This is a genomic window from Pseudomonas juntendi (genome assembly GCF_009932375.1).
Taxonomy (GTDB): domain Bacteria; phylum Pseudomonadota; class Gammaproteobacteria; order Pseudomonadales; family Pseudomonadaceae; genus Aquipseudomonas; species Aquipseudomonas juntendi.
The window spans coordinates 1-25,327 of the sequence record NZ_BLJG01000141.1 but is presented as its reverse complement, the minus strand read 5'-3'; the positions used below and the strand labels follow the sequence as shown (position 1 = coordinate 25,327).

The 25,327-nt window shown below is 62.8% G+C and carries 23 protein-coding genes; 11 read left to right on the top strand and 12 right to left on the bottom strand.

Features of this window, described 5'->3' with window-relative positions:
* Positions 1-329: 329 nt before the first annotated feature.
* Complete coding sequence (locus GYA94_RS18430; protein ID WP_161892841.1) at positions 330-1,226, top strand: formate/nitrite transporter family protein; 897 nt, start codon at positions 330-332, stop codon at positions 1,224-1,226.
* 2 nt (positions 1,227-1,228) lie between these two features.
* On the opposite strand, the gene GYA94_RS18425 is transcribed toward GYA94_RS18430, so the two are convergent.
* The gene (locus GYA94_RS18425; protein WP_161892840.1) at positions 1,229-2,320 is read right to left on the bottom strand and encodes an MBL fold metallo-hydrolase; all 1,092 of its coding nucleotides are present in this window, start codon (positions 2,318-2,320) and stop codon (positions 1,229-1,231) included.
* A gap of 129 nt (positions 2,321-2,449) precedes the next feature.
* Between GYA94_RS18425 and GYA94_RS18420 the strand changes: the two genes are divergently transcribed.
* Together GYA94_RS18420 and GYA94_RS18415 are read left to right on the top strand one after the other, a co-directional pair.
* Positions 2,450-3,523, top strand: a complete 1,074-nt coding sequence (locus GYA94_RS18420; RefSeq protein ID WP_033690737.1) for a diguanylate cyclase — start codon at positions 2,450-2,452, stop codon at positions 3,521-3,523.
* Positions 3,524-3,574: 51 nt separating this feature from the next.
* Entirely contained in the window at positions 3,575-6,139 is a 2,565-nt protein-coding gene (locus GYA94_RS18415; protein ID WP_110679907.1) for a bifunctional diguanylate cyclase/phosphodiesterase, read from the top strand.
* A gap of 70 nt (positions 6,140-6,209) precedes the next feature.
* On the opposite strand, the gene GYA94_RS18410 is transcribed toward GYA94_RS18415, so the two are convergent.
* Both GYA94_RS18410 and GYA94_RS18405 read right to left on the bottom strand, forming a co-directional pair.
* On the bottom strand, positions 6,210-6,539 hold the full coding sequence (locus tag GYA94_RS18410) for a DUF2025 family protein (protein WP_029885164.1): 330 nt from the start codon (positions 6,537-6,539) through the stop codon (positions 6,210-6,212).
* Positions 6,540-6,664: 125 nt separating this feature from the next.
* The gene (locus GYA94_RS18405; RefSeq protein WP_161892839.1) at positions 6,665-7,573 is read right to left on the bottom strand and encodes a LysR family transcriptional regulator; all 909 of its coding nucleotides are present in this window, start codon (positions 7,571-7,573) and stop codon (positions 6,665-6,667) included.
* A 112-nt stretch (positions 7,574-7,685) separates the two neighbouring features.
* Between GYA94_RS18405 and GYA94_RS18400 the strand changes: the two genes are divergently transcribed.
* The gene (locus GYA94_RS18400; protein WP_161892838.1) at positions 7,686-8,444 is read left to right on the top strand and encodes an SDR family NAD(P)-dependent oxidoreductase; all 759 of its coding nucleotides are present in this window, start codon (positions 7,686-7,688) and stop codon (positions 8,442-8,444) included.
* Between the two features lie 22 nt (positions 8,445-8,466).
* Here the strand turns inward: GYA94_RS18400 and GYA94_RS18395 are convergent, their stop codons facing one another.
* From GYA94_RS18395 to GYA94_RS18375, 7 genes are all read right to left on the bottom strand, one after another.
* Positions 8,467-9,324, bottom strand: a complete 858-nt coding sequence (locus GYA94_RS18395) for an efflux RND transporter periplasmic adaptor subunit (protein WP_029885161.1) — start codon at positions 9,322-9,324, stop codon at positions 8,467-8,469.
* Between the two features lie 12 nt (positions 9,325-9,336).
* The gene (locus GYA94_RS18390; RefSeq protein ID WP_009684629.1) at positions 9,337-9,543 is read right to left on the bottom strand and encodes a DUF1656 domain-containing protein; all 207 of its coding nucleotides are present in this window, start codon (positions 9,541-9,543) and stop codon (positions 9,337-9,339) included.
* On the bottom strand, positions 9,530-11,518 hold the full coding sequence (locus GYA94_RS18385; RefSeq protein WP_161892837.1) for an FUSC family protein: 1,989 nt from the start codon (positions 11,516-11,518) through the stop codon (positions 9,530-9,532). The genes GYA94_RS18390 and GYA94_RS18385 overlap by 14 nt, the downstream gene beginning before the upstream one ends.
* Positions 11,519-11,762: 244 nt before the next feature.
* The gene (ccoM, locus tag GYA94_RS28505; RefSeq protein WP_003254862.1) at positions 11,763-11,879 is read right to left on the bottom strand and encodes a cytochrome c oxidase subunit CcoM; all 117 of its coding nucleotides are present in this window, start codon (positions 11,877-11,879) and stop codon (positions 11,763-11,765) included.
* 135 nt (positions 11,880-12,014) lie between these two features.
* Positions 12,015-12,176, bottom strand: coding sequence for a hypothetical protein (locus GYA94_RS27705; RefSeq protein ID WP_167524229.1), 162 nt, complete (start codon positions 12,174-12,176; stop codon positions 12,015-12,017).
* Between the two features lie 67 nt (positions 12,177-12,243).
* The gene (locus tag GYA94_RS18380) at positions 12,244-12,573 is read right to left on the bottom strand and encodes an aspartate-semialdehyde dehydrogenase (protein ID WP_110679902.1); all 330 of its coding nucleotides are present in this window, start codon (positions 12,571-12,573) and stop codon (positions 12,244-12,246) included.
* Between the two features lie 63 nt (positions 12,574-12,636).
* Entirely contained in the window at positions 12,637-13,332 is a 696-nt protein-coding gene (locus GYA94_RS18375) for a M949_RS01915 family surface polysaccharide biosynthesis protein (RefSeq protein WP_009684624.1), read from the bottom strand.
* 151 nt (positions 13,333-13,483) lie between these two features.
* Between GYA94_RS18375 and rapA the strand changes: the two genes are divergently transcribed.
* The gene (rapA, locus tag GYA94_RS18370) at positions 13,484-16,330 is read left to right on the top strand and encodes an RNA polymerase-associated protein RapA (protein ID WP_161892836.1); all 2,847 of its coding nucleotides are present in this window, start codon (positions 13,484-13,486) and stop codon (positions 16,328-16,330) included.
* Positions 16,331-16,596: 266 nt separating this feature from the next.
* Positions 16,597-18,861, top strand: a complete 2,265-nt coding sequence (locus tag GYA94_RS18365; RefSeq protein WP_161892835.1) for a putative bifunctional diguanylate cyclase/phosphodiesterase — start codon at positions 16,597-16,599, stop codon at positions 18,859-18,861.
* Here GYA94_RS18365 and GYA94_RS18360 read toward each other — a convergent pair.
* Both GYA94_RS18360 and GYA94_RS18355 read right to left on the bottom strand, forming a co-directional pair.
* Positions 18,761-19,648 carry an NAD(P)-dependent oxidoreductase gene (locus GYA94_RS18360; protein ID WP_161892834.1) on the bottom strand — a complete coding sequence of 296 codons (888 nt, stop codon included), beginning with the start codon at positions 19,646-19,648 and terminating at the stop codon, positions 18,761-18,763. The two genes, GYA94_RS18365 and GYA94_RS18360, sit on opposite strands and share 101 nt — an antisense overlap.
* Before the next feature lie 165 nt (positions 19,649-19,813).
* Positions 19,814-20,125, bottom strand: a complete 312-nt coding sequence (locus tag GYA94_RS18355) for a DUF2288 domain-containing protein (protein WP_161892842.1) — start codon at positions 20,123-20,125, stop codon at positions 19,814-19,816.
* Between the two features lie 359 nt (positions 20,126-20,484).
* Here GYA94_RS18355 and GYA94_RS18350 point away from each other — a divergent pair, with 359 nt between their 5' ends.
* The 5 genes from GYA94_RS18350 to GYA94_RS18330 form a co-directional block, all read left to right on the top strand.
* Entirely contained in the window at positions 20,485-21,600 is a 1,116-nt protein-coding gene (locus tag GYA94_RS18350) for a branched-chain amino acid ABC transporter substrate-binding protein (RefSeq protein ID WP_161892833.1), read from the top strand.
* A 185-nt stretch (positions 21,601-21,785) separates the two neighbouring features.
* The gene (gene livH / locus GYA94_RS18345) at positions 21,786-22,709 is read left to right on the top strand and encodes a high-affinity branched-chain amino acid ABC transporter permease LivH (RefSeq protein WP_008097482.1); all 924 of its coding nucleotides are present in this window, start codon (positions 21,786-21,788) and stop codon (positions 22,707-22,709) included.
* Entirely contained in the window at positions 22,706-23,962 is a 1,257-nt protein-coding gene (locus tag GYA94_RS18340) for a high-affinity branched-chain amino acid ABC transporter permease LivM (protein ID WP_009684618.1), read from the top strand. Before livH ends, GYA94_RS18340 begins: the two co-directional genes overlap by 4 nt.
* Positions 23,959-24,726: a high-affinity branched-chain amino acid ABC transporter ATP-binding protein LivG gene (livG, locus tag GYA94_RS18335; protein WP_009684617.1), complete on the top strand. Its 768-nt coding sequence runs from the start codon at positions 23,959-23,961 to the stop codon at positions 24,724-24,726. Before GYA94_RS18340 ends, livG begins: the two co-directional genes overlap by 4 nt.
* Positions 24,727-25,327, top strand: a 601-nt coding sequence (locus GYA94_RS18330; protein WP_161892832.1) for an ABC transporter ATP-binding protein, incomplete at its 3' end; no start/stop codon positions are given. It lies immediately after the preceding gene.

Below are 25,327 nucleotides of genomic sequence, written 5' to 3'. Positions count from 1 at the left end.
CCACACGAATTGCTTGATTCGATTTGTTAAAGAGCGGTTGGTTAAGAGCGTTTCGTCTCAACCGAGGCGCGAATTCTACGCTTTCCTCATTTGCTGTCAAGCGTTTATTTTGAAGTTTTTACCGCTGCTTTCTTTCGAAAGCCAACAACTTCAACAACTTACCGCTTGCCTCGAAGCGTTGATCGCTGCGAGGAGGCGAATAATACGCGCTTTGAATTCAGAGTCAATACCTTGTTCCAAAAACTTTTCTCAGCCGTTTCGCCTGCCCCCCGGCAACTAATGAAATCGCCACGAATCTGTAGAGAACCCCACCACGGAGCGAAGCGGCCATGAGTGTCGAGCAAAGCGAGAAAACCCCAGGGCTTTCGGCAGATGAACAGCAGGAAGTCAGCCACAACCAGCCGCCACGAGCGGCAGTGCTGCACGAGACCATTCGCTACCAGGGCGATCAGGAACTGGAACGGACCCTCGCCGCCTTGTGGTGGTCGGCTGTCGCCGCCGGTTTGTCCATGGGCTTGTCCCTGATGGCCATGGGACTGTTCTATGCCCGCCTGCCAGAAGGTGAAAGCGCCCAGGTAGTCGCCAGCATCGGTTACAGCGCCGGCTTCCTTGCCGTGATCCTGGCCCGCCAGCAACTGTTTACCGAGAATACCCTGACTGCGGTGCTGCCGGTCATGACCAGCCCTACCCTTGCCAACTTCGGCCGCCTTCTGCGGCTTTGGGGCGTAGTGCTGCTGGGCAACCTGGCGGGTACCCTGCTGGTGGCCTGGGTGATGCTCGAGCTGCCGATCTTCGACAGCAAGACCGATATGGAGTTTCTGGAGATCGGCCGCAAGGTCATGAGCAACGACATCAGCCAGATGTTCGCCAAGGGCATCGTCTCGGGCTGGATGATCGCCACCATGGTATGGATGATCCCGTCGATGGAGAACGCCAAGATCTGGATCATCTTGATGATCACCTACCTGATGGCCATTGGCGACTTCACCCATATAGTAGTGGGCTCGGTCGAGGTGTCCTACCTGGTGTGGGCCGGCGAAGAAACCTGGCGCAGCTTCTGGCTGGAGTTTGCCTTGCCGACACTGGCCGGCAACATCATCGGCGGTAGTTTCATTTTCGCGCTCATCAGCCACGCTCAGGTGCGCAGTGACAGTGGCAAGGCACCCTCGCGGCTGTTGGAGCACGAGCGGGCGCAACGCCAGGGTGGCAAAGACGACACCAAGTGACACTAGCGCGCCGCAACGCTTCGCTCACTCTTCAGGCTGCGCTGACGCACCGGGCGGGGCTGCCACCAGTTCTGCCCGGCATGCGGCGAGTCGAGGCTCACCCGCTCGCCCATCTGCGGCGTACTGAGCCGTACCTGGGCCTGGTTTGCCAACGCCAGGATGCGCTCGAAGGGTTCCTGCCAGCCGTGGGTGGACAAGTCGAACGTGCCATTATGGATCGGCAGCATCCAGCGCCCGCGTAAATCCAGGTGGGCCTGCAGGCTCTGCTCTGGCTGCATGTGCACATCAGGCCAGGCAAGATTGTAGGCGCCGGTCTCGACCAGGGTCAGGTCAAACGGCCCAAAGCGCTCGCCAATCAGCTTGAACCCGTTGAAATAGCCCGTATCGCCACTGAAGAACACCCGCACGCCTTGGTCGATGATCACCCACGACGCCCACAAGGTGCGATTGCTGTCCAACAGCCCACGCCCGGAAAAGTGCTGGGCCGGAGTAGCAATGAAACGCACACCCTGCACTTCGCTTTCCTGCCACCAGTCCAGCTGACGCACCTTCGCTGGCGCAACGCCCCAACTGATCAGCAGCTCACCCACGCCAAGCGGGGCCAGGAAAACACCGGTTCGCGAGGCCAACTGGCGGATTGCCTGCTCGTCGAGGTGATCGAAATGGTCGTGCGACAACACCACCGCTGCCAGTGGCGGCAGCTGGTCAAGCCCCAGCGGGGGCGCATGGAACCGCTGCGGGCCGGCCCACTGCACCGGTGAGGCGCGTTCGGCGAATACCGGGTCGGTAATGAAGAAGCGCCCTCGCAACTTCAGCAATACCGTGGAATGGCCCAGCCGCCACAAACTGCGGTCTGGCGCATCGAGCACCTGCTGGCGGGTCATCGGTTGCAGGCTGACCGGCGTGGTTGGCCGGGTATTCGGCGGTTTGCGCAGGAACAGGTACTTCAGACCGATGCGCAGCTTCTTCAGCACGCCATCTTTCGGTAGCTGCGCCTGATTAAGAAAACGCCCGTCACGCTGGGGCGCCGGGTCACCGGCAGCATTGGCCAAAGGAACCATCAGCAACACTCCTAGCAACAGGAAAGTCCGCATGTTACCCCACAGTGATCGCATCAACCGTGAATTGGCTTGTAAGGTCATTTTTCAGTGGGGCGACACTGTTCGACAATATTCATGCGATTTATGCGATAAACGGTACCCCGGCAGAAGAACATGACCATGATGCACAACCGCAGCGGCAAAGGCCTTTCGTTCGTCAAGCGCATCTACCCGCCACGTGTGGTGGGCATGGGCATCGGCCTGTTCAGCGTCATGGCTGGCGTGGCCCCGCAATCCCCGCCCACCTGGGTGTGGGGCCTGATGCTGTTCAATGGCCTGTTGTGGCCCCACGTCGCCTACTTGTGGGCGAGCCGGTCGGCAACCCCGTACCGGGCCGAGCAACGCAACCTGTTGCTGGACTCGCTGCTGGGCGGTTTCTGGGCCGCCGCCATGCACTTCAACCCGCTGCCGACCGTGACCGTGCTGTCGATGATGACCATGAACAACGTGGCCGCCGGGGGCCGGCAATTGGTGCTCAAAGGGGCTGTTGCGCAACTGGCCGGGATTCTGGTCGGCACCCTGCTGCTCGCCCCAGGCCTGCAATTGAATGCCACTGCACTGCAGATATACGCCTGCCTGCCCATGCTGACGCTGTACCCCCTGGCCCTGGGCTGGGTGTGCTACCGGCTGGCAATCCAGCTGGGCGACCACAAACGCCGGCTCAGCGCCCTGAGCCTCACGGATAGCCTCACCGGGTTGCTCAACCACGGCGCCTGGAAAGACCTGTTGCTCGTCAAATACCAAAAATGCAAACAGCAAAAGGCACACGCGGTGATCGCCTTGATCGACATCGATCATTTCAAGACCATCAACGACACCTTTGGCCACGTGGTTGGCGACTGCGTACTGCGCCAGCTCAGCGCCGAGCTGCGCCGCAACCTGCGCGAGTGCGACCAGGCCGGGCGCTACGGTGGCGACGAATTCTGCGTGATCCTGCCGGGTACCAGCGAAGCCCAGGCCTGCCAGATCATGGAACGCCTGCGTGAGCAGGTTTCCGGGTATCGCAACGCGCAGCTCCCTCACCTGCGCATCAGCCTGAGTATTGGCCTGTCGCCTTTCAATGCCAGCCTGGAGTCACCGGAACATTGGCTGCAAGAGGCAGACAAGGCGCTATACACTGCCAAGCACGCTGGCCGCGACCGGGTGAATTTTGCCGGTGGCGCAGCTACCGCACTGAAGCTGGCCTATCCTGATTGAACCTGCTGCCTCACTGCCTGGCAGGAGGTTTCCTGAAGGAGCCGCTCGCGCATGGCCAGGACTGCCAACCTCCCACCCGCCAGCCCTACCCCACGTTTCCAAGTGCGTAACCTGATCGCCGGCTTCACCACCGTTTACGGTCTGGCTTGCCTGGTCATTCTCGGCGCGCTGTTCAACATCGCCGCAACCCTCGACCAGCAAGAGCGCGAACGCAGCGCCTTCCATGCCAATCAGGCGCTGGAGCAACGGTTACTGGCGTCGCGCCAATTCCTGTCCAGTTATGCCGTATGGGAAGACGCCCTGCAGCACTTGTCTGGCGAAGCCGACTGGCAGTGGGCCTATGATGAAAAGAACATAGGTGAATCGCTGTACAGCGCCAGCGGCTATGAAGGCGTGTTCGTCGTGGAAAACGGCCGCACCACCTATGCCCTGTTCAAAGGCCAGCCCAGCCCCGCAGGCGTAGGCACGTACATAGATGCCCCTATCCAGCCGATCATCGACCAGGCCCGAGCGGCGGCCATTGCCCGCGAGCAGATCACCCGCTTCGTGCTGTTCAATGGCTGGCCGGCCGTGCTCACCGCCGCGGCCATACGGCCAGATCGCGATGTCACTGAAGGCGAAGTGAGCCAGGCGCCGGTCTTGCTGTTCGTCGACCAGCTGACCGAGGCCAAACTGGCGCAGCTGGGTAAGCGTGCAGGCCTGGCCGGCATGCGCGTTGAGAAGGAAGACGCACAAGCCCACCACCACCTGCGCATCAACTTGGGCGACACCGGCTACCATCTGTCGTGGAACAGCGTGTTGCCTGGGCGCCAGCTGCTAGGGGCTGTATTGCCTGCCCTGCTCAGCGCCCTGCTGATCCTTGGGCTGGTCATGCTCTACCTGTGCCGCCATGCGTGGCGCAGCTCCCGGGCCATCGGCTTGACGCTTGCCCACCTGCAGCATAGCAACCTGGCGCTGGAGGCCAGCGAGCAACGTTTTCGCGCGGTGGCCGAGTCGGCATCGGACTGGATCTGGGAGACCGATCGGCACCACCGCCTGACCTACTTGTCGCAACGCTTTGCCAGCGTGACGGGCTACCCGGTCGAAGACTGGCTAGGCCAACCGCTCAACCAGTTGCTGGCCTGCGACACCACGCCCTTGTCGCCCTGGCTGGATGCCCTGGCCACCGCTGACCCACAGCAGCTGGCCAACCTGCGCTGCACCTACCGCGACCAGAATGGCCAAAACCGCTATTGTCGGATTTCCGCCCGCGCCATCTGGCACCAGGACACGGCCGTGGGTTTGCGCGGCACTGCCAGCGATATCACCGACGAAGTCGACGCCCATGCGCGTATTCAGCACCTGTCCTTGCACGACCCACTGACCGGCCTGGCCAACCGCAACAAACTGGCCCGGCACCTGGAACAGGCCCTGCTGCGCGGCACAGACTCACCGCCGTTGACCCTGTTGCTGCTTGACCTGGACAACTTCAAGCCGATCAACGACTCACTCGGCTATGCGGCTGGCGATGCGGTACTGCAGGAAGTGGCAGCCCGCCTGCGCGACACCACCCGCGACGGTGACCTGGTGGCGCGGTTGGGCGGGGACGAGTTCATCGTGGTACTTGGCGGCATGGACAACCGCCAGGAGATCGACCGCTTCTGCGCGCGCCTGATCGGCCTGCTGCAACAACCGATCATGTTCGACAGCCAACCCCTGCACATTGGCGCCAGCATCGGCATCGCCCAGACCCGCACCCAGGGCTTCGACGCCGGCGAGCTGATTCGCTGTGCCGACATCGCCCTGTACCAGGCCAAGGCAGACGGCAAGAACACCTGGCGCTACTTCGCCAGCGAAATGAACCAGCAGATCCAGTACCGGCGGCAACTGGAGAACGACCTGCGCCGCGCCCTGCGCAACCAGGAGTTCGAGTTGCACTATCAGCCGCGCTACCGCCTCAGCGACCTGCGCGTGGTCGCAGTCGAGGCGCTGATACGCTGGCAGCACCCCCAGGAAGGGCTTCTGGGGCCGGATACCTTCATCCCGCTGGCCGAACAGAGCGATATCATTGTCGCGCTGGGCCGCTGGGTGCTGCACGAGGCCTGCCGCACCGCCCTTGACTGGCCTGCAGACATCCTGGTGTCGGTCAACCTGTCACCGGCGCAGTTCCTGCGCAGCGATGTGGTGCAAGACGTGCGGGAAATCCTGCTGGGCACGGCATTCCCGGCGCAACGCCTGGAACTGGAGATCACCGAGAATGTGATGCTCAACGACATCGAAGGCGCGCTGGGGACCATGCTGTCGCTCAAAGAGCTGGGCGTGCGCCTGAACATGGACGACTTCGGTACCGGCTATTCATCGCTGGGTTACCTGCGAACGTATCCTTTCGACAGCCTCAAGATCGACAAGCGCTTCATCAGTGGCCTGAGCACCAACGGCGGCAGCGACCGTGCGGTGGTCCAGGCCATCATCAACCTGGGCAAGGCAATGGGGCTGACCGTGACGGCCGAGGGCGTGGAAACCGAACAGCAACTTGCCATGTTGCAAAAGGACCGCTGCCATGAAGTACAGGGCTATTACCTGAGCCGGCCACTGGATACCGCGGCCATGCGGGCGTTGTTGCAGCGCCCCCGGTAGGCGCGGGTCGAGCCGCCCCTGCACGGTTGCGCGGCAACGCCTCGATCAACCCAACGGGCGCGAGCGGGCCTCAGCCAGTAGGCTGCACACGCCGCTCGGCGATGATTTCCGGCAAGTCGCCGCGGCGCAGGTAGATGCGCAGCGGCTCTGCGATGTTCAAGCGGTCATCCACGTGCTGGTCCAGCAACAGTGCCAGGCGCTCCCGGCACAGGGCCATGCGCTGCCCCTGCTCGGGGCGCCAGACAAACTCGCTGCAGGGGGTGATGCTGGCGTCAGCGACATCCATACCGAACGCGTCTTCGGAAAAACGCACGATATGAACGCCGCGCTTGTCATGAAAGCCGACGAAGCCTTTGAGCTGGTCAGCTGCGTTGCAGATGTCCTGGGAAGTAATGGCCATGGCGTAACCTCGTGATGAAATCGGAAGATACGCACGCTGGGCAGCACAGGGTCGCCTCTGCCGGGCACCTCGCCAGTCCAAGCCTAATGCAAGCAGCCGTGCGTGCGCCATGACCCGGCTCAACTTCACGCCGTAGCATCGACCTCGTTGCTAAGCACCTCTGCCAGCCACTGCATGAACGCTTGCACCCGGCGGGGTACATGCCGTTGCCGCGCATACAGCAACGACACGGGCATGGCCGGCGCCTGCCAGGCCGGCAGCAGTGCGACCAGTTCGCCGCGCTGCAGGTGCTCGGCCACCCCCACCGCCGGTACCTGTATCAGCCCCAGCCCGGCCAGGCAGGCTGCCGAGTAGGCCTCGGCATTATTGACCGTTACCGCCCCAGCCATGGGCTGGTACTGCACCTGGCCACCTTGCACGTATTCGAAGCCGGCGCAGCGCCCCCCCAGGTTGCGCACGTAGTGCACCAATTGATGCCCTGCCAGGTCCTGCAGGGTACGGGGCACCCCATGGCGCGCCAAGTAAGCCGGGCTGGCACAGTTGCGCATGCTCAATTGCCCGACCGGCCTGGCCACGACATCCAGGTCATGCAAGGCGCCGATGCGCATCACGCAGTCGAAGCCCTCACGCAGCAAATCGACCTGCCGATCGGTGCAACTGAGCTCTACCTGCAAACGTGGAAAACGCTGCAGGAACCGGGGTAACGCGGGAATGATGACCCGCCGCGCCATCATCGTCGGCAGGTCGACACGCAGGCGCCCGGCCAGTTCGGCATCATCGGCGCTGAACAGGCTCTCGATCTCTTCCATACCTGACAGCAGGTCCTTGCTGCGTGTGTACAGCAAGGCACCATCCTGCGTGGCCCGCACCCGGCGGGTGGTGCGGTTGAACAGTTGCGTACCCAGCAGGCGCTCCAGCGCCCTGACCTGTTCCGACACCGTCGAACGTGGCAAGCCCAGGCTCTCGGCGGCCAGGGTAAAGCTGTTCACCTCACTGACCCGCACAAAGGTCCGCAGCAACTCCAACTTGTTCACGCCCGCCCTCGACTATCCGGTTGAGGCGAACAGTATTTCCATTTTTGCAGGATTTAACACCCGCCAGCCGACCAATAACCTGTGAGCACCCACCCATCACGAGGTTCTTACCATGACCCGCAAGATTGCCCTGATCACCGGCGCAAGCCGCGGCCTTGGCCGTAACACCGCCGAGCATCTGGCCGCCCGTGGCATCGACGTCATCGGCACCTACAACAGCAAGGCGCAAGAAGCACAGGCCGTGGCGGCCACGCTGGAGCAGGCAGGTGTGAAGGCGACCATGCTGCAACTGGATGTGGGTGACGCCAGCAGCTTTGCCGGCTTTGCCGAGCGGCTGGCGGCTGCCTTGCAGCAGCACCACGGTCGCCAGCGTTTCGACTTTCTGGTGAACAATGCCGGCATCGGATTGAACGTGCCGTATACCGAAACCAGCGAGGCGCAGTTCGACCAACTGCTGAACATTCAGCTCAAAGGCCCGTTCTTCCTCACCCAACGCCTGTTGCCACTGCTGGTCGATAACGGCCGGATAATCAACATTTCGACCGGGCTGGCACGGTTTGCCCTACCAGGGTACGCCGCCTATGCCGCCATGAAAGGCGCGATGGAAGTGCTGACCCGCTACCAGGCCAAGGAACTGGGCGCCCGGGGCATTCGCGTGAACATCCTGGCGCCGGGGGCCATCGAGACCGATTTTGGCGGGGGCGTAGTGCGGGACAACCCGCAGGTGAATGACTACATTGCAGGCAACACCGCGCTGGGACGGGTGGGTTTGCCGGATGACATCGGCGCGGCGATCGCCTTGTTGCTGGAAGACGGTAATAGCTGGATCACCGGGCAGCGCCTGGAGGTTTCGGGCGGCATGTTCCTGTAGTGGCGGGTGCCTGGGCCCAGGCTCACGGCTCATGCACTTGCACACTCGCAGTCATCCCCGCACTCAGGGTCACGCCGTCGGGCACCTGGTCCAGGCGGATTCTCACCGGTATCCGCTGGGCCAGGCGCACCCAGTTGAAGGTCGGCTCAACCTCCGGCAGCAGCTGGCTGTCCGGGTTGCTGTTGCTGTCGGTGATGCCGCGGCTGATGCTTTCTACATGCCCCTGCATGGGTTCACCCGCACCCATCAGCCAGACCTTTACCGGGTCACCCACGCGAATGCGCGGCAGCTTGGTTTCCTCGAAGTAGGCCTGGATATAGAACGTCGAATCGTCCACCAAGGCCATCACCGACTGGCCGGTGTTCACGTAGTTGCCTTCGGCCAGGCGCAGGTTGGTGATATGCCCGCTGCGCGGCGCACGCACTTCACTGCGCGCCAGGTTGATTTTCGCCACCTGCAGCTGCGCCTGGGCTTCCTGCAACTCGCCACGGGCGATGGCAGCATTGATCTGCGCGTTCTCCCGCAGTTCGGCACTGATCGCCTCGGGCCCCAAGGCGGTACGCCGGGCTGCTTCACTCTCGCGCAGGCGCAGCTGCTGGGCGCGGGTTTGCGTCACCGCACTGGCCTGGTCGAACGCGGCCTGGAAGCGCTCGCGGTCGATGCTCATCAACAGCTCACCCGCCTTGACCTGCTGGTTGTCATGCACCTTGAGCTGGCGCACCCAGCCGGAAACGTCAGGTGCAATCACCACCACATCGGCGCGCACACGGGCATCCCGGGTCCAGGGGGTAAGCATGTAGTACTGCCACAGTTGGTAACCGGCCAACACGGCCAGGGCCACCACACACAGGGTTACAAGAGTACGTACGGCCGCACGCATCGAAACACTCCTTTAAAAAGCTCCCAGCAGGCGTACCACCAGGAACAGCACACAAACGAAAACCGCCGCATCGAACAGCGCTTCATGCCAGATCCAGCGCGCCAACGGTGTGGCCTGCACCAGCAGGCGCAGCAGGCCGGTAAGCACCAGCGCCAGCAACACATAAAGCAGAAACGGGCTGAGCAGCACGCCCCCCACTTCCCATTCACGCAACCCCATGGGCTTCCTCCTGCCAGCGGCACCACTTGCCCCAGCTTTTCTGCAATTGCAGCACCGCGCCCTCGGCCAACCGCAGCGGGTCGCTCGCAGGCTGGCGGTGCAACGCAGCAATGAACCGTTCGCTGGCACTGTCCAGCTGTTGCCCGCGCCCGGCGGCAGGTCCTTTGGCCAGTACCGCCTCCACTTGCTGCAGGTACTCCCGCTCGGCACCGCCCAGTGGCGCCTGCGCGACCGCCAGGCACATGCGCAGGTGCACCAGTTCATCACCGATATCCAGCCCGTGCAGGCCATCGTCCCAGCGCTTGCGCTCACCCTCGGGCAACTCGCTGGCATGCCGCGCCAACTGCATCAGGCGGTCGGCCATGCGCCCGCCGAACCAGGTGTCGGCCCCGCGCAGGTCACGCCGGGTCAGGCGCACCAGGTCACTCTGGGTTGCAGCACGCAGGCGCCGCCCAAGCCAGGCCGGGTGACGGAACACCAACAAGCGAAACGCCATGACCGCTGCCGACACCCCTACCAGCATGGCCAAGGCACTGTTGAGCATGGTCGCCACGCTGAACTGCATGGCATTCACCGGCGACACCAGTACGATGAAGTGCAGGCAATAAGAGGTGGCAGTGGCGCCGGTACGCGGGTGGGCCATGCCCAGCGCGCCGAACAACAGCGGCACGCCCATGCCCAGGCAAAGTAGCGCGAAGCTGCTCCATTGCGGCAGCAGAATCTGCCCGACCAGGAACGCTGCCGGTATGGCCAGGCAGATCCCGCGCAGGAAACTCAAGCCAATCTGCGCGCCATTCTCGCGGCTGGCGAACAGGCTGCAGACCACACAGGTCAGCACCAGGCCGCCCGGTGCCGAAGGCCAGGCGGTGGCCAGCCAGAAAGCGCTCATCACCAGAAACGCCAGTGCGCTACGCGAACCGAACAGCAAGGCCAGCGACCAATCGCGGTGCACGGCCAGGCCTTGGCCGACATCCTTCGGCGCCGTGCCCGTTTCCACAGCCTCCAGCGCCTGGCCGGCGGCCATTGCGTAATCCAGCAGCAGGGCCATGCGCGCCAGGCAGTAATGCTCAACCGAACTTATATGCTCATCGTGCGCGGCACCCCAGACGCGCTGGCGCAGCAACAACAGGCTGGGCTGGTCGGGCTTGTCCAGCAGCGCCCGAACTTCAGACAACCAGGGGGCCAGGTGTTCCGCCTGCTGCTCATCCAGTTGCCGCCACTGCCGGCGCACAGACCGGGAAATACGCAACAGCACCATCAGCTTCTGGCTTAGCCCCCGAATGGCACGGGCACGCTGACGCCCGCGGTTGCCTTCGAACCAGGCATGCTCGCGCTGGCTGTCGATGGCAACGATGCGCCCCAGGCTCTCCAGCAAGCCCCTGCGTGCATCGTCCTCGCCACCCAGCATCGCACTGGCGGCCTGCAGACCGTTCTGCCAGGCCTGACGCGCCTGGCCGCCAAGCTGCTGCTCGACCCGCATCGGCCAGAGCAAGGCACTGCTGGCCGTGGCGCAGAAAATACCCAGGCTGATCTCGGTGCAGCGGGCCACCGCCTGGTCGAACACCTGCAGCGGGTGGTCGATGGCCGGCAAGGTAATGATCGCTGCCGTGTAGCCGGCCAGCACGAAGGCATAGGCCCAGGCACTGCGCAACTGGGTAGAGGCGGCGGTGCACAAGGCCAGCCACAAGGCCAGGGCAATCAGAAACAGCCCCGGGGTCTGGGCGAACAGGCCCAGCAGCACCACCGCCATGACCGTACCGACAAAGGTCCCGGCCAACCGCGCCAGGCCTTTCTGCACCACCATGCCAGACAGCGGCTGGGCAACGATGAACGCCGTCATCAATGCCCAGGACGGCTGCTCCAGGCCCCATCGCATTGCCAGCCACAACGCCAGGCCACCACCGAGCAGGGTTTTGATGGCGAACTTGATGGCGAGGGGGGTGGGGGCGAACAGGGCCTGAAGCGTGATGGGCACTGGGCGAACCTTGCGGGGAGGGTAGTAGTGAAAAGATAGACAATGGCGCAGAGAATAAAGTGAAAATGAATAATTAGCTAGCTACTCATCTTCATTGCAATCCAACTGCTGCGCCAGCGCACGCCACGCTGCGCGATAGCTGGCTTGAGCCCTGCGGCCCAGCAGGCAACACGCAAATGCCAGTCAAAAAAAATGGGCGACCGAAGTCGCCCTAAATGCCTTGCGTGCTCATGTACCCGGAAGGTCAGCGCGGCTTGCGCTTGTTCGAGTCCTTCCAGATGAAAATGCCCAGACCGGCAAAGAAAGCAACCATCAGCCCGACCGTTACCACACCGGCGATAACCACATTGTCGAAGAACATGCTGGCCTCCCCATTCGTTTGCCGTTGTCCGATGGGAGAACGTTAACCAATGTCGGGCGAGGGAAAATTGATCAGGGTCAATGGTGCCCGGGCCCGGGCACACGAGGCAGGTGCAGGGTTGACCTGCGTCAAGTTTCAGCGCTTCTTCGGCTTGCCCTTGGGCTTCTTTTTCTTGCCGGTGTTCAACGGCAGAGCCTGCTCGAATGCATTGCGCATCTCGTTCAGGCGCCTTTCCTTGAGGTCATGCACGCGCTTGGCGCGTTCAGCATCGAAATCGATAAGGTTGTCTTGGCTCATGGGTGGGCTCGACGATCAACGGAGACTTGCATGATGAAGCCCGACGCAGGCGCTGACCAGCCCCGTGTCAGACTTCGATGTCCACCAGCAGCCCTTGGCGGTTGGGCTCGCCCATCAATGGCACGACCGGGACAGTATTGTCGGCGTTGACCTCGTCGCCAGGCTCGGGGTTGTAGCGCCCTTCCCCACGCTGCTGGCGCCGTTGCTGCTGGCGGCGCTGCTCATCACGCAACAGCAGTGCCTGCTCCTGTGGATCGCGCTGCTGCTTGAGGTCGATGGCAGTTTCGCCGGACGCAGGCTGCGCCGGTACCACCGGCTTGATGTCGGGGGTAGGTTTGACCGGGTCCTGTTGCGAGGTCACCGGGGCGGCACTGAGCGGTATGATCGGCGGCAGCATGGGCGTTCTCCTATGCCCGCTGTATCGGCAGGCGCGGCATTACCTTGATCTCAGGCCCAGCCTTTACTCCACATCATCGTCAGGCTCGTCGTCACTGGGCGGGCTGGCTTCGCTCCAGGGGCGCTTGTAGACCTGCTGCCAGACCGCATCCATGTGGTCACGCAACACTTGCGGGGCGTTCTTGAGCGAAGCGCTGTCGGTGCGCTCGCCCCCCACCGGGTCCTCGCCTGCGGGGCTGATCAGCGACTGCCCGGTAATGGTGTAGCTGGCCTGCCCTTCACGCATTTCGATGGCGATGTCGTGGGGGTCGATACCCCCGCCGCAAAAGGCGTGACTGGCAACTGTCACTTCGGCCACGCCATCTTTGTTCAGGTCGCTGACGTCACTGACATCCGTATAGAAGTCGACATCCAGGTCCAGGCCGGGGCACGTGGTTTCCTGCTCGATCTGCCAGCGGGCCTTGAACGCATCGCTTTGCGCCGTGCGCCCGTACAAGGTGGCCTTGAGCACCACCTTGTCGACCTCCTGCTCGCTTTCCGGGTCGCTGGCCTGGCCATCGCTGCGGCTCAATACCAGCAGCCCTTCGCCATCGCGGTCGCGAAAATGCACGCTCTTGATCGGCGCCTGCACGCCCAGCACTTCAAGCTGATCGGTGGGAATGGGGGCCAAAGGCTCGAAGGTTTTCTGCTCGCAGGCACTGAGCAGCAACAGGCTGCCCACGGCCATGGAAGCGCTGATCCAGCTGTGCTTGGCAGACATGTTGGTGCGTGGCCCTCGTCGGCGGTGCGGTACAGAGCGGTGAAACGGCTAGACTGATGGCTTTCGGCACCATTAGGTGCGCTCGGCACTTTGGTCTCACCGGCCGATCCGTTAACATAATCGGCTTTTTCATCGCGGGAGTTCAGGCAGTATGGCGCAGCAGTATCAACCGGGGCAACGCTGGATCAGCGACAGCGAAGCAGAGCTCGGCCTGGGTACCATCCTGGCGCAGGATGGCCGCCTGTTGACCGTGCTCTACCCGGCCACTGGCGACACGCGCCAGTATTCCCTGCGCAATGCGCCGCTGACTCGCGTGCGCTTCGCGCCAGGTGACCAGATCACCCACTTCGAAGGCTGGAAGCTGACCGTACGCGAGGTCGAGGACATCGATGGGCTGATGGTCTACCACGGCCTCGACGGGCAGAACCAGCCGCGCACCTTGCCGGAAACCCAGCTGTCGAACTTCATTCAGTTCCGCCTGGCCAGCGACCGCCTGTTCGCCGGGCAGATCGACCCTTTGGCGTGGTTCAGCCTGCGCTACAACACACTGCAGCACACCAGCAAGCAGATGCAGTCGGCGCTGTGGGGGCTGGGCGGTTGCCGCGCTCAGCCAATCGCTCACCAGTTGCACATTGCCCGCGAAGTCGCCGACCGCAGCGCGCCGCGGGTACTGCTGGCCGACGAAGTGGGCCTGGGCAAGACCATCGAGGCTGGCCTGGTCATTCACCGCCAGTTGCTGACGGGCCGGGCCAGCCGAGTACTGATCCTGGTGCCGGAGAACCTTCAGCACCAGTGGCTGGTAGAAATGCGCCGGCGCTTCAACTTGCAGGTGGCGCTGTTCGACGCCGAACGTTTCATCGAAAGCGACGCCAGCAACCCGTTCGATGACGCCCAGTTGGCACTGGTGGCCCTGGAGTGGCTGGTAGAGGACGAGAAGGCCCAGGATGCGCTGTTTGCCGCCGGCTGGGACCTGATGGTTGTCGATGAGGCTCACCACCTGGTCTGGCACGAGGACCAGGTCAGCGCCGAATACGCCCTGGTCGAGCAACTGGCCCAGGTGATTCCTGGCGTACTGCTGCTTACCGCTACCCCTGAACAGCTTGGCCAGGACAGCCACTTCGCTCGCCTGCGCCTGCTCGACCCCAACCGTTTCCACGACCTGGCCGCCTTCCGCGCCGAAAGCGATCACTACCGCCCGGTCGCCGAAGCCGTGCAAGAGCTGCTCGACGAAGGCCGCCTGTCGCCGAAGGCACACGCCACCATCCAGGGCTTCCTGGGGGCTGAGGGCGAAGCGCTGCTGGCCGCGGTCAGCGATGGCGATACCCAGGCAAGCGCGCGGCTGATCCGTGAGCTGCTCGACCGCCACGGCACCGGCCGAGTGCTGTTCCGTAACACCCGCGCGGCGGTCCAGGGCTTCCCGGAGCGCCAACTGCACCCTTACCCGGTGGCCATGCCCGAGCAATACCGCGAGCTGCCGCCAGGCGAGAAAGCCGAGCTGTACCCGGAGGTCGCCTTCCAGGCACAGGGTGAGAGCACCGACGACGAGCGCTGGTGGCGTTTCGACCCAAGGGTCGACTGGTTGATCGACACCCTGAAAATGCTCAAGCGCACCAAGGTGCTGGTCATCTGTGCCCACGCCGAAACCGCCATGGACCTGGAAGACGCCCTGCGCGTGCGCTCCGGCATTCCGGCCTCGGTGTTCCATGAGGGCATGAGCATTCTGGAGCGCGACCGGGCAGCCGCCTACTTTGCCGATGAAGAGTTCGGCGCCCAGGTGCTGATCTGCTCGGAGATCGGCAGCGAAGGCCGCAACTTCCAGTTTTCGCACCACTTGGTGATGTTCGACCTGCCGGCCCACCCGGACCTGCTGGAACAACGTATCGGCCGTCTGGACCGTATCGGCCAGAAGCACACCATCCAGTTGCATGTTCCCTACCTGCAGGGCAGCCCGCAGGAACGCCTGTTCCAGTGGTACCACGAAGCGCTCAACGCGTTCCTCAACACCTGCCCGACCGGCAACGCCCTGCAGCACCAGTTCGGCCCACGCCTGCTGCCGCTGCTCGAAGGCGGCGACAGCAAGGCCTGGGACAGCCTGGTGGCCGACGCCCGTCACGAACGCGAGCGCCTGGAAGCCGAACTGCACACCGGCCGCGATCGCTTGCTGGAGCTGAACTCGGGCGGCGCGGGTGAAGGCGAGGCGCTGGTTGAAGCCATCCTCGAGCAGGACGACCAGTTCGCCCTGCCGATCTACATGGAAACGCTGTTCGACGCCTTTGGCATCGACAGCGAAGACCACTCCGAGAACGCCCTCATCCTCAAGCCGAGCGAAAAAATGCTCGACGCCAGCTTCCCGCTGGGCGACGACGAAGGTGTGACCATTACCTACGACCGCGCCCAGGCGCTGTCGCGCGAAGACATGCAGTTCCTGACCTGGGAACACCCGATGGTGCAAGGCGGCATGGACCTGGTGCTGTCTGGCTCCATGGGCAATACGGCCGTCGCCCTGATCAAGAACAAGGCGCTCAAGCCCGGTACCGTGCTGCTCGAACTGCTGTTCGTCAGCGAGGTGGTGGCACCGCGAAGCTTGCAACTGGGGCGTTACCTGCCCCCTGCGGCACTGCGCTGCCTGCTCGATGCCAACGGCAACGACCTGGCCTCGCGCGTGGCCTTCGAAACGCTCAACGACCAGCTTGAAAGCGTGCCACGGGCCAGCGCCAACAAGTTTGTCCAGGCGCAGCGCGACGTGTTGGCCAAGCGCATCAGCGGTGGCGAAGAGAAGATCCTGCCGACCCACGTCGAGCGTGTGGCCGAAGCCCAACGCCGCCTGGCAGCGGAGGCCGACGAAGAACTGGCGCGCCTGCTCGCCTTGCAAGCGGTGAACCCAAGCGTGCGTGACAGCGAAATCGACGCCCTGCGCAAGCAGCGCGAAGAGGGCCTGGCAATGCTGGAAAAAGCTGCCCTGCGCCTGGAAGCCATTCGTGTACTAGTCGCCGGCTGACGCCATACCAGCACCCCTCCCCCGGGGCAGCGCAGGTGCCCGCGAAAACCGGCGTAGCCGGTGCCTGGCATCGTGCCAGGCACATCGCGGGCCGCTGCCCTTTGGGCGGGTGCCATATTTCCGACAGCGATTAGGTTGATAACCAAATCGTAGAAATCAATGTGCCATTATCCAGGAAGGCTTAAACACTTGTTCCTATACTGCCTCTGGGCAGTCTGCACAGGGTTGTAGCGCAGACGAGTGAAAACTCGATCGAGAGGCATTCCATGGAGTGGCTGGGCCTGCAACTGTTCGCCGACTTGCCGGCAACCGGACGTATCCTGCTCGATTGTCGGCATGAGCCGCTGCTGGTTCTACTCGCCTACGTAGTAGCCTGCGCAGCCTGTTTCGCCACCCTCGACATGGCCGAGCGCCAGTCCCACAGCGAAGACCCTACCGCCCACCGGCAATGGAACGTACTTGGCGCCTGCTGCCTGGCCGGCGGCATCTGGGCCATGCATTTCATCAGCATGCTGGCCTTTCAGGCATCCGTCGAAGTGCACTACGACCTGCCGCTGACCATCCTTTCCCTGCTCATTGCCCTGGCGGTTGCCTGGCTGGCCATGCGCAGCCTCGATCGCAAGGACATGCGCACGCCACACATCGTACAAAGCGCGGTACTGATCGGCATGGGTATCGTCCTCATGCACTTTGTCGGCATGGCCGCGATGCAAACCGGCGCCCGGCAGTACTACCAGACCGGCCCGCTGCTGGGTGCTGCCATCATCGCCCCGCTCACCAGCCTGCTGGCATTGTACCTGGCGCGCAACTTTCGCAATGGCAGCGGCACCCTGTACCAGGCCGCGAAGTACGGCGCCAGCCTGCTGATCGCCGCGGGCATGGTCGCTTCCCATTTCACGGCGATGTCGGCAATGACCCTGGTCATCCCCAGCGATACCGCACTGCACTTGCCGTCTGGGGATAACAGCCTGCAACTGGCGCTGGGCATCGGTTTCATCACCTTGCTGATCAGCGGTGCCAGCATCAGTGCGGCCCTGGCCGACAAGAAGCTGCAAAGCAAGGAGCATGACCTGCGCCGGGTCAGCGTGCTGCTCAGCGAACTGGACCAGGCCCGCGCGTCACTGCAGCAGGCAGCGCACTACGATGCACTGACCAACCTGGTCAACCGCCGTGGTTTCAACCAACTGTTCGCCGAACGCCTGGCCGAGCACCTGGCCAGCGAAAGCCGCCTGGCGGTGATGTTCCTGGATATCGACCATTTCAAACGCATCAATGACAGCCTTGGCCACCACGCTGGCGATGAATTGCTCAAGGTCATTGCCAACCATATCAAGGCCGCGACCCGCAGCCAGGACCTGGTGGCACGCTTTGGTGGCGATGAGTTCTGCGTGGTCACCAGCCTCAACAGCCGCGACGAAGCCCGCCACCTGGCCCAGCGCATCATGCAACGCATGAAAGACCCCATCGAGCTTTGCGGCAGGCGCATGGTGATGACCACCAGTATTGGGGTGAGTATCTTTCCGGATGATGGCAGCAGCGCCGAAGAGCTGCTCAAGCATGCGGACCTGGCCCTTTACCAGTCCAAGGACAACGGCCGCAACAGCCTGAATTTTTTCAATGACAGTCTCAAAGCACGCGCCTCGATTGCCCTGCAACTGGAAGAAGAGTTGCGACTGGCGCTGCTGGAAGAGCGCGGCCTGTGCGTGCATTACCAGCCGATCTTCGACCAGCGCACTGGGCGGGTGGCCAAGCTGGAAGCCCTGGTACGCTGGCAGCACCCCCAACATGGGCTGCTTGGGCCCGACCGGTTCATCGGCATAGCCGAAACCAACGGTCTGATCGTCGACCTCGACTTGTGGGTGTTGCGGCACGCCTGCGCCGACCTGGCCCTGCTGCAGCGCGGCGGCCACGGCGACCTCAAGGTCACGGTCAACTGCTCGGCGGTGACCCTCAGCCATGACGAACTGCCCAACGAGGTGGAGAAAGCCTTGTTCCACGCCGGGGTTTCAGCGCACCAGCTGGAGCTGGAAGTGACCGAAAACGCCTTGATGGGGGATATCCAGCGCACGGTCAACCTGCTGAAACGGGTCCGCGCCCTGGGCGTCGCCCTGTCGATCGACGACTTCGGCACCGGCTACTCGTCCTTGGCCTACCTCAAGCACCTGCCCCTGGATGTGCTGAAGATCGACCGCACCTTCCTGCAAGGCGTGCCGGCCAGCCAGAAAGACCGTGAAATTGTCCAGGCAATCATCGTGATGGCGCATACCCTGCACTTGCAAGTGGTCAGCGAAGGCGTGGAAACCGAGGAACAGCGAGCGTTTCTCGCAGACCACGCCTGCGACTACCTGCAAGGCTTTCTGCTCGGGCGGCCAATGCCCTGGGCCGAGCTGCAGCCCATGCTGGACCGGCTGCAGCGCACCCTCGTGGTGTTTACCCCTTGCTGCGATACAGCGTTACCAGGGTCGCCGGATCTTTATGCAGGTACCCCTGGCTACCGTGCAGGCGCATCAGTTGCGCGGCGAGGCCACTGAGCGGTGTTGCCGAACCTTGCTCGCGCGAGAACTTGACCGCGCCGTCCAGGTCCTTGAGCAAGGTGCGCACGTGCCATTTGACCGGCTCGAAGCGGCTCTCGGCCATTTGCGGTGCCAGGATCTGCAACGGCCTGGAATCGGCAAAACCACCGGCCAGCGCCTCGGCCAGCAGCGTGGCGTCCACCCCGGCCTGCTCGGCCAGGGCCACCACTTCGGCAATCACCAGCGCATTGCAGGCGACGATCATCTGGTTGCACGCCTTGGTCACCTGGCCTGCGCCCACCGCCCCCATGTGCGTGACACGCTGGCCCAGCACCTCAAGTACCGGCTGAGCGCGCTGCAGGTCCGCCGCTTCGCCACCGACCATGATCGCCAGCGTGCCAGCTTCGGCACCGGCGGTGCCGCCTGACACCGGCGCATCGAGCCAGGCCATGCCGCACAGCGCTGCCAGCTCGGCCGCCATTTCGCGGGTGGCGGTTGGCTCCAGGCTCGAGAAGTCGATCAGCAACTGGCCACCACGGCCACCCTCGGCAACGCCTTGCTCGCCAAACACCACCTCACGCACCACCGCCGTGTCGGCCAGGCACAACAACACCATGTCGCTGTCGCGGCACAGTTCGGCCGGGCTGCGAGCCAGGCGAGCACCGGCGGCGACCAGCGCGGCACACTTGTCCGGGCTGCGGTTCCAGACCGTCAGCGGATAGCCCGCAGCCAGCAACCGGCGGCACATGGGCAAGCCCATCAGGCCAATGCCGGCAAAACCAAGTGAAGGTAGTGCAGTGTTCATCAATGACTCCCGTCAGATTCGATATCGGGCTGGGTTGCGGGGCAACCTCATTACGCATCCCGTAAACTGTTACCGCCACGCCGAATTGTTACTTACCTCCACCCGCCTTGAGCAGCAGCGAGCACCAAAACGAGGCGAGTGCGCATTTTTACGCACCAAAAAAGATCACGCCTGGTCAGCACGCTTCGCCTGGATCACGATGAACGGTGACACCACCACTGCCCATATCTCTGGATCGCGGCTTTGCAGGTCCAGGGCCTGCTCTGCCGAGACGGGCCCCACAGTGCCATCACTACGCCATTTGGCGAAGATTTCACTGCGGTTCTCGGCCATTGCCTCAGCCACAGCGATCAGATCCAGGCTGGGGTCGACCCAAATCAGGTCACCCTTTGCCCAGAAACGCTCCAGCGCTTTCCACTCGATGATTGCAGTCTCGCCAAGCAATTTGGCATAGAGGGTGCTTGTTTGATCGGTCATGGGTGGTATCCGCAAAAATCGCCAATAAAAAAGGCCGGCATTTTTGCAGAAAAACCCGGTTTCAAATATGTAATTTGGTCGATTGGCCCCGAATTTGTGGGCTGAAAGCGCAGATGCAGGCAGTTTGATGGCGCCTTTCTGTATCTTTCTTTCGATCAAGCGACAACCCAGGAAGCAGGCACTTTTTGACCGCTTTTCAAGCGATCCGACAGCGCTCTACACTGTACCGGTACAGTTCCGGGACATGTTCCGGGGGAAAGGTGGGCTTGCGCGTTGGCATGGACACGCCGCAAATCCCGCCCGGTCTGTAGCCCTGGCCGCCAGGACTATAAGAATTACAACAGAATGAGTGGAGCACTATGATCAAGATTTCCAAGCTGTTCGCCGCGATGGTACTGGCCGGGGTAGCCAGCCATTCGTTTGCCGCCGATACCATCAAGATCGGCATCGCCGGCCCCAAGACCGGCCCTGTGACCCAGTACGGCGACATGCAGTTCATCGGCGCCAAGCAAGCCATCAAGGATATCAACGCCGCTGGCGGCGTCGATGGCAAAATGCTTGAGGCCAAGGAATACGACGACGCTTGCGACCCCAAACAGGCCGTGGCAGTCGCCAACAAGGTGGTCAACGACGGCGTCAAGTTCGTCATCGGCCACCTGTGCTCCAGCTCCACCCAGCCGGCATCGGACATCTACGAAGACGAAGGCGTGATCATGATCACCCCGGCCGCCACTTCGCCGGAAATCACTGCCCGTGGCTACAAGCTGATCTTCCGCACCATCGGCCTGGACAGCGCTCAGGGCCCGGCGGCCGGCAACTACATCGCCGACTTCGTCAAACCGAAAGTGGTGGCGGTACTGCACGACAAGCAGCAGTACGGTGAAGGCATCGCCACCGCGGTCAAGCAGACCCTGGAGAAAAAAGGCACCGAGGTCGCCGTGTTCGAGGGCCTGAACGCCGGTGACAAGGACTTCTCCTCGATCATCCAGAAGCTCAAGCAGAACAACGTCGACTTCGTCTACTACGGTGGCTACCACCCAGAGCTGGGCCTGATCCTGCGCCAGGCTCAGGAAAAAGGCCTGAAAGCCAAGTTCATGGGCCCGGAAGGCGTGGGCAACGACTCCATCTCGCAGATCGCCCAGAACGCCTCCGAAGGCCTGCTGGTCACCCTGCCGAAGTCGTTCGACGCCGACCCTGCGAACAAGAAGATCGTCGACGCCATCAAGGCTGACGGCAAGGACCCAAGCGGCCCGTTCGTATTCCCTGCCTACTCGGCTGTGGAACTGATCGCCCAAGGCATCAAGGCCGCCAAGTCCGAAGACACCGACAAGGTGGCCGAGGCCATCCACGCCGGCACCTTCAAAACCCCGACCGGCGAGCTGTCCTACGACGCCAAAGGCGACCTGAAAGACTTCAAGTTCGTGGTCTACGAATGGCACTTCGGCAAGCCGAAGACCGAAGTCTCCCCTCAGTAACTGCGTGACTAATAGCTGACCTAGAAGCCCACTGTGCGAGCAGTGGGCTTTGTTTTACGAGGTTCATGGGCCTGGCCCCCGCGATCCGGGGGCGGGCTCACCTGAAAATCTTAAAACCGTCACCCGCGGTTTCCTGGCCTTACCCTCGCCAGCGAAATGCAAATCAGGTTTTTAGGAGCGCTGTAATGCCTGAGATCTACCATTTCTTCCAACAATTGGTTAATGGATTGACCATCGGCAGTACCTATGCCTTGATCGCCATCGGTTACACGATGGTGTACGGCATCATCGGCATGATCAACTTCGCCCACGGCGAGGTGTACATGATCGGTTCCTATGTGGCCTTCATCGCCCTGGCGGGCCTGGCCATGATGGGCATCCACTCGCTGCCCATCCTGATGACCGTTGCCTTCGTCGCGACGATCTTCGTCACCAGTGCCTACGGTTACAGCATCGAACGGGTTGCCTACCGCCCCCTGCGCAACAGCAACCGCCTGATCCCGCTGATTTCCGCCATCGGTATGTCGATCTTCCTGCAGAACACGGTCTTGCTGTCGCAAGATTCCAAGGACAAGTCCATACCCAACCTGATCCCCGGCAGCTTCTCGTTCGGGCCAGGTGGCGCGGAGGAGGTCCTGATCAGCTACATGCAGATCCTGGTGTTCGTGGTCACCCTGGTGGCCATGACCCTGCTCACACTGTTCATCTCCCGTTCCCGCCTGGGTCGCGCCTGCCGCGCCTGCGCCGAGGACATCAAGATGGCCAACCTGCTGGGCATCAACACCAACAACATCATCGCCCTCACCTTCGTCATCGGTGCCGCCCTGGCAGCCGTGGCGGCCGTGCTGCTGAGCATGCAGTACGGGGTGATCAACCCCAACGCCGGCTTCCTGGTGGGCCTGAAGGCCTTCACGGCGGCGGTACTGGGTGGCATCGGCAGCATCCCGGGCGCCATGCTCGGCGGGCTGGTGCTGGGCGTGGCCGAAGCGTTCGGCGCCGATATCTTCGGTGACCAGTACAAGGACGTCGTGGCATTCGGCTTGTTGGTTCTTGTCCTGCTATTCCGGCCGACCGGCATCCTGGGCCGCCCGGAGGTTGAAAAAGTATGAACAGAAATCTCAAACAGGCGTTCTTCAGCGCCTTGCTGGTCTGGGCCGTGGCCTTCCCGGTGCTGGGCCTGAAACTGAGCATCGACGGCATCAGCCTGGTGGTGCACAGCCAAGGCACGTTCACCATCAGTATCATTGCCGTGTGTTCGCTACTGATGTTCCTGCGGGTACTGTTCGACCGGCAGTGGAGTGCGGTGATGGGCCGCCGCTCGGACCGCAAACTGATCCCACCGGCAGTCAGCAACTACCTGACCCTGCCGAAAACCCAGCGCTACGTGATCATGGGCCTGATCGTCGCCGCATTGGTGTGGCCGTTCTTCGGTTCACGCGGCGCGGTCGACATTGCCACGCTGATCCTGATCTACGTGTTGCTGGGCCTGGGCCTGAACATCGTGGTTGGCCTGGCGGGCCTGCTCGACCTGGGTTACGTGGGTTTCTACGCCGTCGGCGCCTACAGCTACGCCATGCTGTCGCATTACCTGGGGTGGAGCTTCTGGGTATGCCTGCCGATCGCCGGCCTGATGGCCGCCACCTTCGGCTTCCTGCTCGGCTTCCCGGTACTGCGCCTGCGCGGCGACTACCTGGCGATCGTGACGCTCGGCTTCGGCGAGATCATCCGCCTGTTCCTGCGTAACCTCACCGACTGGACCGGCGGCCCCAACGGCATCAGCAACATCCCCAAGCCGGAGTTCTTCGGCCTGACCTTCGAACGCCGTGCCGCCGAGGGCATGCAGACCTTCCATGAGTTCTTCGGCTTGCCGTACAACTCGATCAACAAGGTCATCTTCCTCTACCTGGTGGCCCTGCTGCTGGCCCTGCTGGCACTGTTCGTCATCAACCGCCTGCTGCGCATGCCGATCGGCCGCGCCTGGGAAGCCCTGCGCGAAGACGAGATCGCCTGCCGTGCACTGGGCCTCAACCCGACGGTGATCAAGCTGTCGGCGTTCACCCTGGGTGCCTGCTTCGCCGGTTTCGCCGGCAGCTTCTTCGCTGCACGCCAAGGCCTGGTGACGCCCGAGTCGTTCACCTTCATCGAGTCGGCGATCATCCTCGCCATCGTCGTGCTCGGCGGCATGGGCTCACAACTGGGCGTGATCCTCGCGGCCATCGTGATGATCCTGCTGCCAGAGCTGATGCGAGAGTTCAGCGAATACCGGATGCTGATGTTCGGTGCGCTGATGGTGTTGATGATGATCTGGCGTCCGCAAGGCCTGCTGCCTATGCAACGTCCACACATGGAGCTGCGTCGATGAGCCGCGAAATTCTGCAAGTCAGCGGCCTGAGCATGCGCTTCGGCGGCTTGTTGGCGGTCAACGGCGTGGGCCTGACCGTCAAGGAAAAACAGGTGGTGGCACTGATCGGGCCGAACGGCGCCGGCAAGACCACGGTGTTCAACTGCCTGACCGGCTTCTACAAGCCCAGCGGCGGCACCATCCTGCTCGATGGCCAGCCCATCCAGGGCCTGGCCGGGCACCAGATCGCCCGCAAAGGCGTGGTGCGCACCTTCCAGAACGTGCGCTTGTTCAAGGAAATGACCGCGCTGGAAAACCTGCTGATCGCCCAGCACCGTCACCTCAACACCAACTTCTTCGCCGGCCTGTTCAAGACCCCGGGCTTCCGCCGCAGCGAAAAGGAGGCCATGGAGCGCGCGCAGTACTGGCTGGAAAAGGTCAACCTGACCGAGTTCGCCAACCGTACCGCCGGCACCCTCGCCTACGGCCAGCAGCGCCGCCTGGAAATCGCCCGCTGCATGATGACCCAGCCGCGCATCATCATGCTCGACGAGCCGGCAGCTGGCCTGAACCCCAAGGAAACCGAAGACCTCAAGGCTCTGATCGGCTACCTGCGTGAGTCGCACAACGTCACCGTGCTGCTGATCGAGCACGACATGAAGCTGGTGATGAGCATTTCCGACCATATCGTGGTGATCAACCAGGGCACCCCCCTGGCCCACGGCACGCCGGAGGAGATCCGCGACAACCCTGATGTGATCAAAGCCTACCTGGGGGAAGCGTAAATGCTGAAGTTCGAGAACGTTTCCACCTTCTACGGCAAGATCCAGGCACTGCACAGCGTCAACGTGGAGATCAACCAAGGCGAGATCGTCACCCTGATCGGTGCCAACGGGGCCGGCAAGTCGACCCTGCTGATGACCCTGTGCGGCTCACCCCAGGCGCACAGCGGCAGCATCAAGTACCTGGGTGAAGAACTGGTCGGCCAGCCGTCCTCGCACATCATGCGCAAGAGCATCGCGGTGGTACCGGAAGGCCGCCGCGTGTTCGCCCGCCTGACCGTCGAGGAGAACCTGGCCATGGGTGGTTTCTTCACCGACAAAGGCGACTACCAGGCGCAACTGGACAAAGTCCTGCAGTTGTTCCCGCGCCTGAAGGAACGCTATGCCCAGCGTGGCGGCACCATGTCGGGTGGCGAGCAGCAGATGCTCGCCATTGGCCGTGCGCTGATGAGCAAGCCCAAGCTCCTGCTGCTCGACGAACCCTCGCTGGGCCTGGCGCCAATCATCATCCAGCAGATCTTCGACATCATCGAACAGCTGCGCCGTGACGGCGTAACGGTGTTCCTGGTGGAACAGAACGCCAACCAGGCGCTGAAGATTGCCG

What these genes read in the sequence shown, in the direction of transcription:
- rapA (WP_161892836.1), top strand. Translation starts at nt 13,484, where the DNA reads ATGGCGCAGCAGTATCAACCGGGGCAACGCTGGATCAGCGACAGCGAA.
- GYA94_RS18350 (WP_161892833.1), top strand. Translation starts at nt 20,485, where the DNA reads ATGATCAAGATTTCCAAGCTGTTCGCCGCGATGGTACTGGCCGGGGTA.
- GYA94_RS27705 (WP_167524229.1), bottom strand. Translation starts at nt 12,176, where the DNA reads ATGAGCCAAGACAACCTTATCGATTTCGATGCTGAACGCGCCAAGCGC.
- GYA94_RS18400 (WP_161892838.1), top strand. Translation starts at nt 7,686, where the DNA reads ATGACCCGCAAGATTGCCCTGATCACCGGCGCAAGCCGCGGCCTTGGC.
- GYA94_RS18430 (WP_161892841.1), top strand. Translation starts at nt 330, where the DNA reads ATGAGTGTCGAGCAAAGCGAGAAAACCCCAGGGCTTTCGGCAGATGAA.
- GYA94_RS18375 (WP_009684624.1), bottom strand. Translation starts at nt 13,332, where the DNA reads ATGTCTGCCAAGCACAGCTGGATCAGCGCTTCCATGGCCGTGGGCAGC.
- GYA94_RS18425 (WP_161892840.1), bottom strand. Translation starts at nt 2,320, where the DNA reads ATGCGGACTTTCCTGTTGCTAGGAGTGTTGCTGATGGTTCCTTTGGCC.
- GYA94_RS18380 (WP_110679902.1), bottom strand. Translation starts at nt 12,573, where the DNA reads ATGCTGCCGCCGATCATACCGCTCAGTGCCGCCCCGGTGACCTCGCAA.
- GYA94_RS18360 (WP_161892834.1), bottom strand. Translation starts at nt 19,648, where the DNA reads ATGAACACTGCACTACCTTCACTTGGTTTTGCCGGCATTGGCCTGATG.
- GYA94_RS18395 (WP_029885161.1), bottom strand. Translation starts at nt 9,324, where the DNA reads ATGCGTGCGGCCGTACGTACTCTTGTAACCCTGTGTGTGGTGGCCCTG.
- GYA94_RS18340 (WP_009684618.1), top strand. Translation starts at nt 22,706, where the DNA reads ATGAACAGAAATCTCAAACAGGCGTTCTTCAGCGCCTTGCTGGTCTGG.
- GYA94_RS18390 (WP_009684629.1), bottom strand. Translation starts at nt 9,543, where the DNA reads ATGGGGTTGCGTGAATGGGAAGTGGGGGGCGTGCTGCTCAGCCCGTTT.
- livH (WP_008097482.1), top strand. Translation starts at nt 21,786, where the DNA reads ATGCCTGAGATCTACCATTTCTTCCAACAATTGGTTAATGGATTGACC.
- GYA94_RS18355 (WP_161892842.1), bottom strand. Translation starts at nt 20,125, where the DNA reads ATGACCGATCAAACAAGCACCCTCTATGCCAAATTGCTTGGCGAGACT.
- livG (WP_009684617.1), top strand. Translation starts at nt 23,959, where the DNA reads ATGAGCCGCGAAATTCTGCAAGTCAGCGGCCTGAGCATGCGCTTCGGC.
- GYA94_RS18415 (WP_110679907.1), top strand. Translation starts at nt 3,575, where the DNA reads ATGGCCAGGACTGCCAACCTCCCACCCGCCAGCCCTACCCCACGTTTC.
- ccoM (WP_003254862.1), bottom strand. Translation starts at nt 11,879, where the DNA reads ATGTTCTTCGACAATGTGGTTATCGCCGGTGTGGTAACGGTCGGGCTG.
- GYA94_RS18420 (WP_033690737.1), top strand. Translation starts at nt 2,450, where the DNA reads ATGCACAACCGCAGCGGCAAAGGCCTTTCGTTCGTCAAGCGCATCTAC.
- GYA94_RS18410 (WP_029885164.1), bottom strand. Translation starts at nt 6,539, where the DNA reads ATGGCCATTACTTCCCAGGACATCTGCAACGCAGCTGACCAGCTCAAA.
- GYA94_RS18365 (WP_161892835.1), top strand. Translation starts at nt 16,597, where the DNA reads ATGGAGTGGCTGGGCCTGCAACTGTTCGCCGACTTGCCGGCAACCGGA.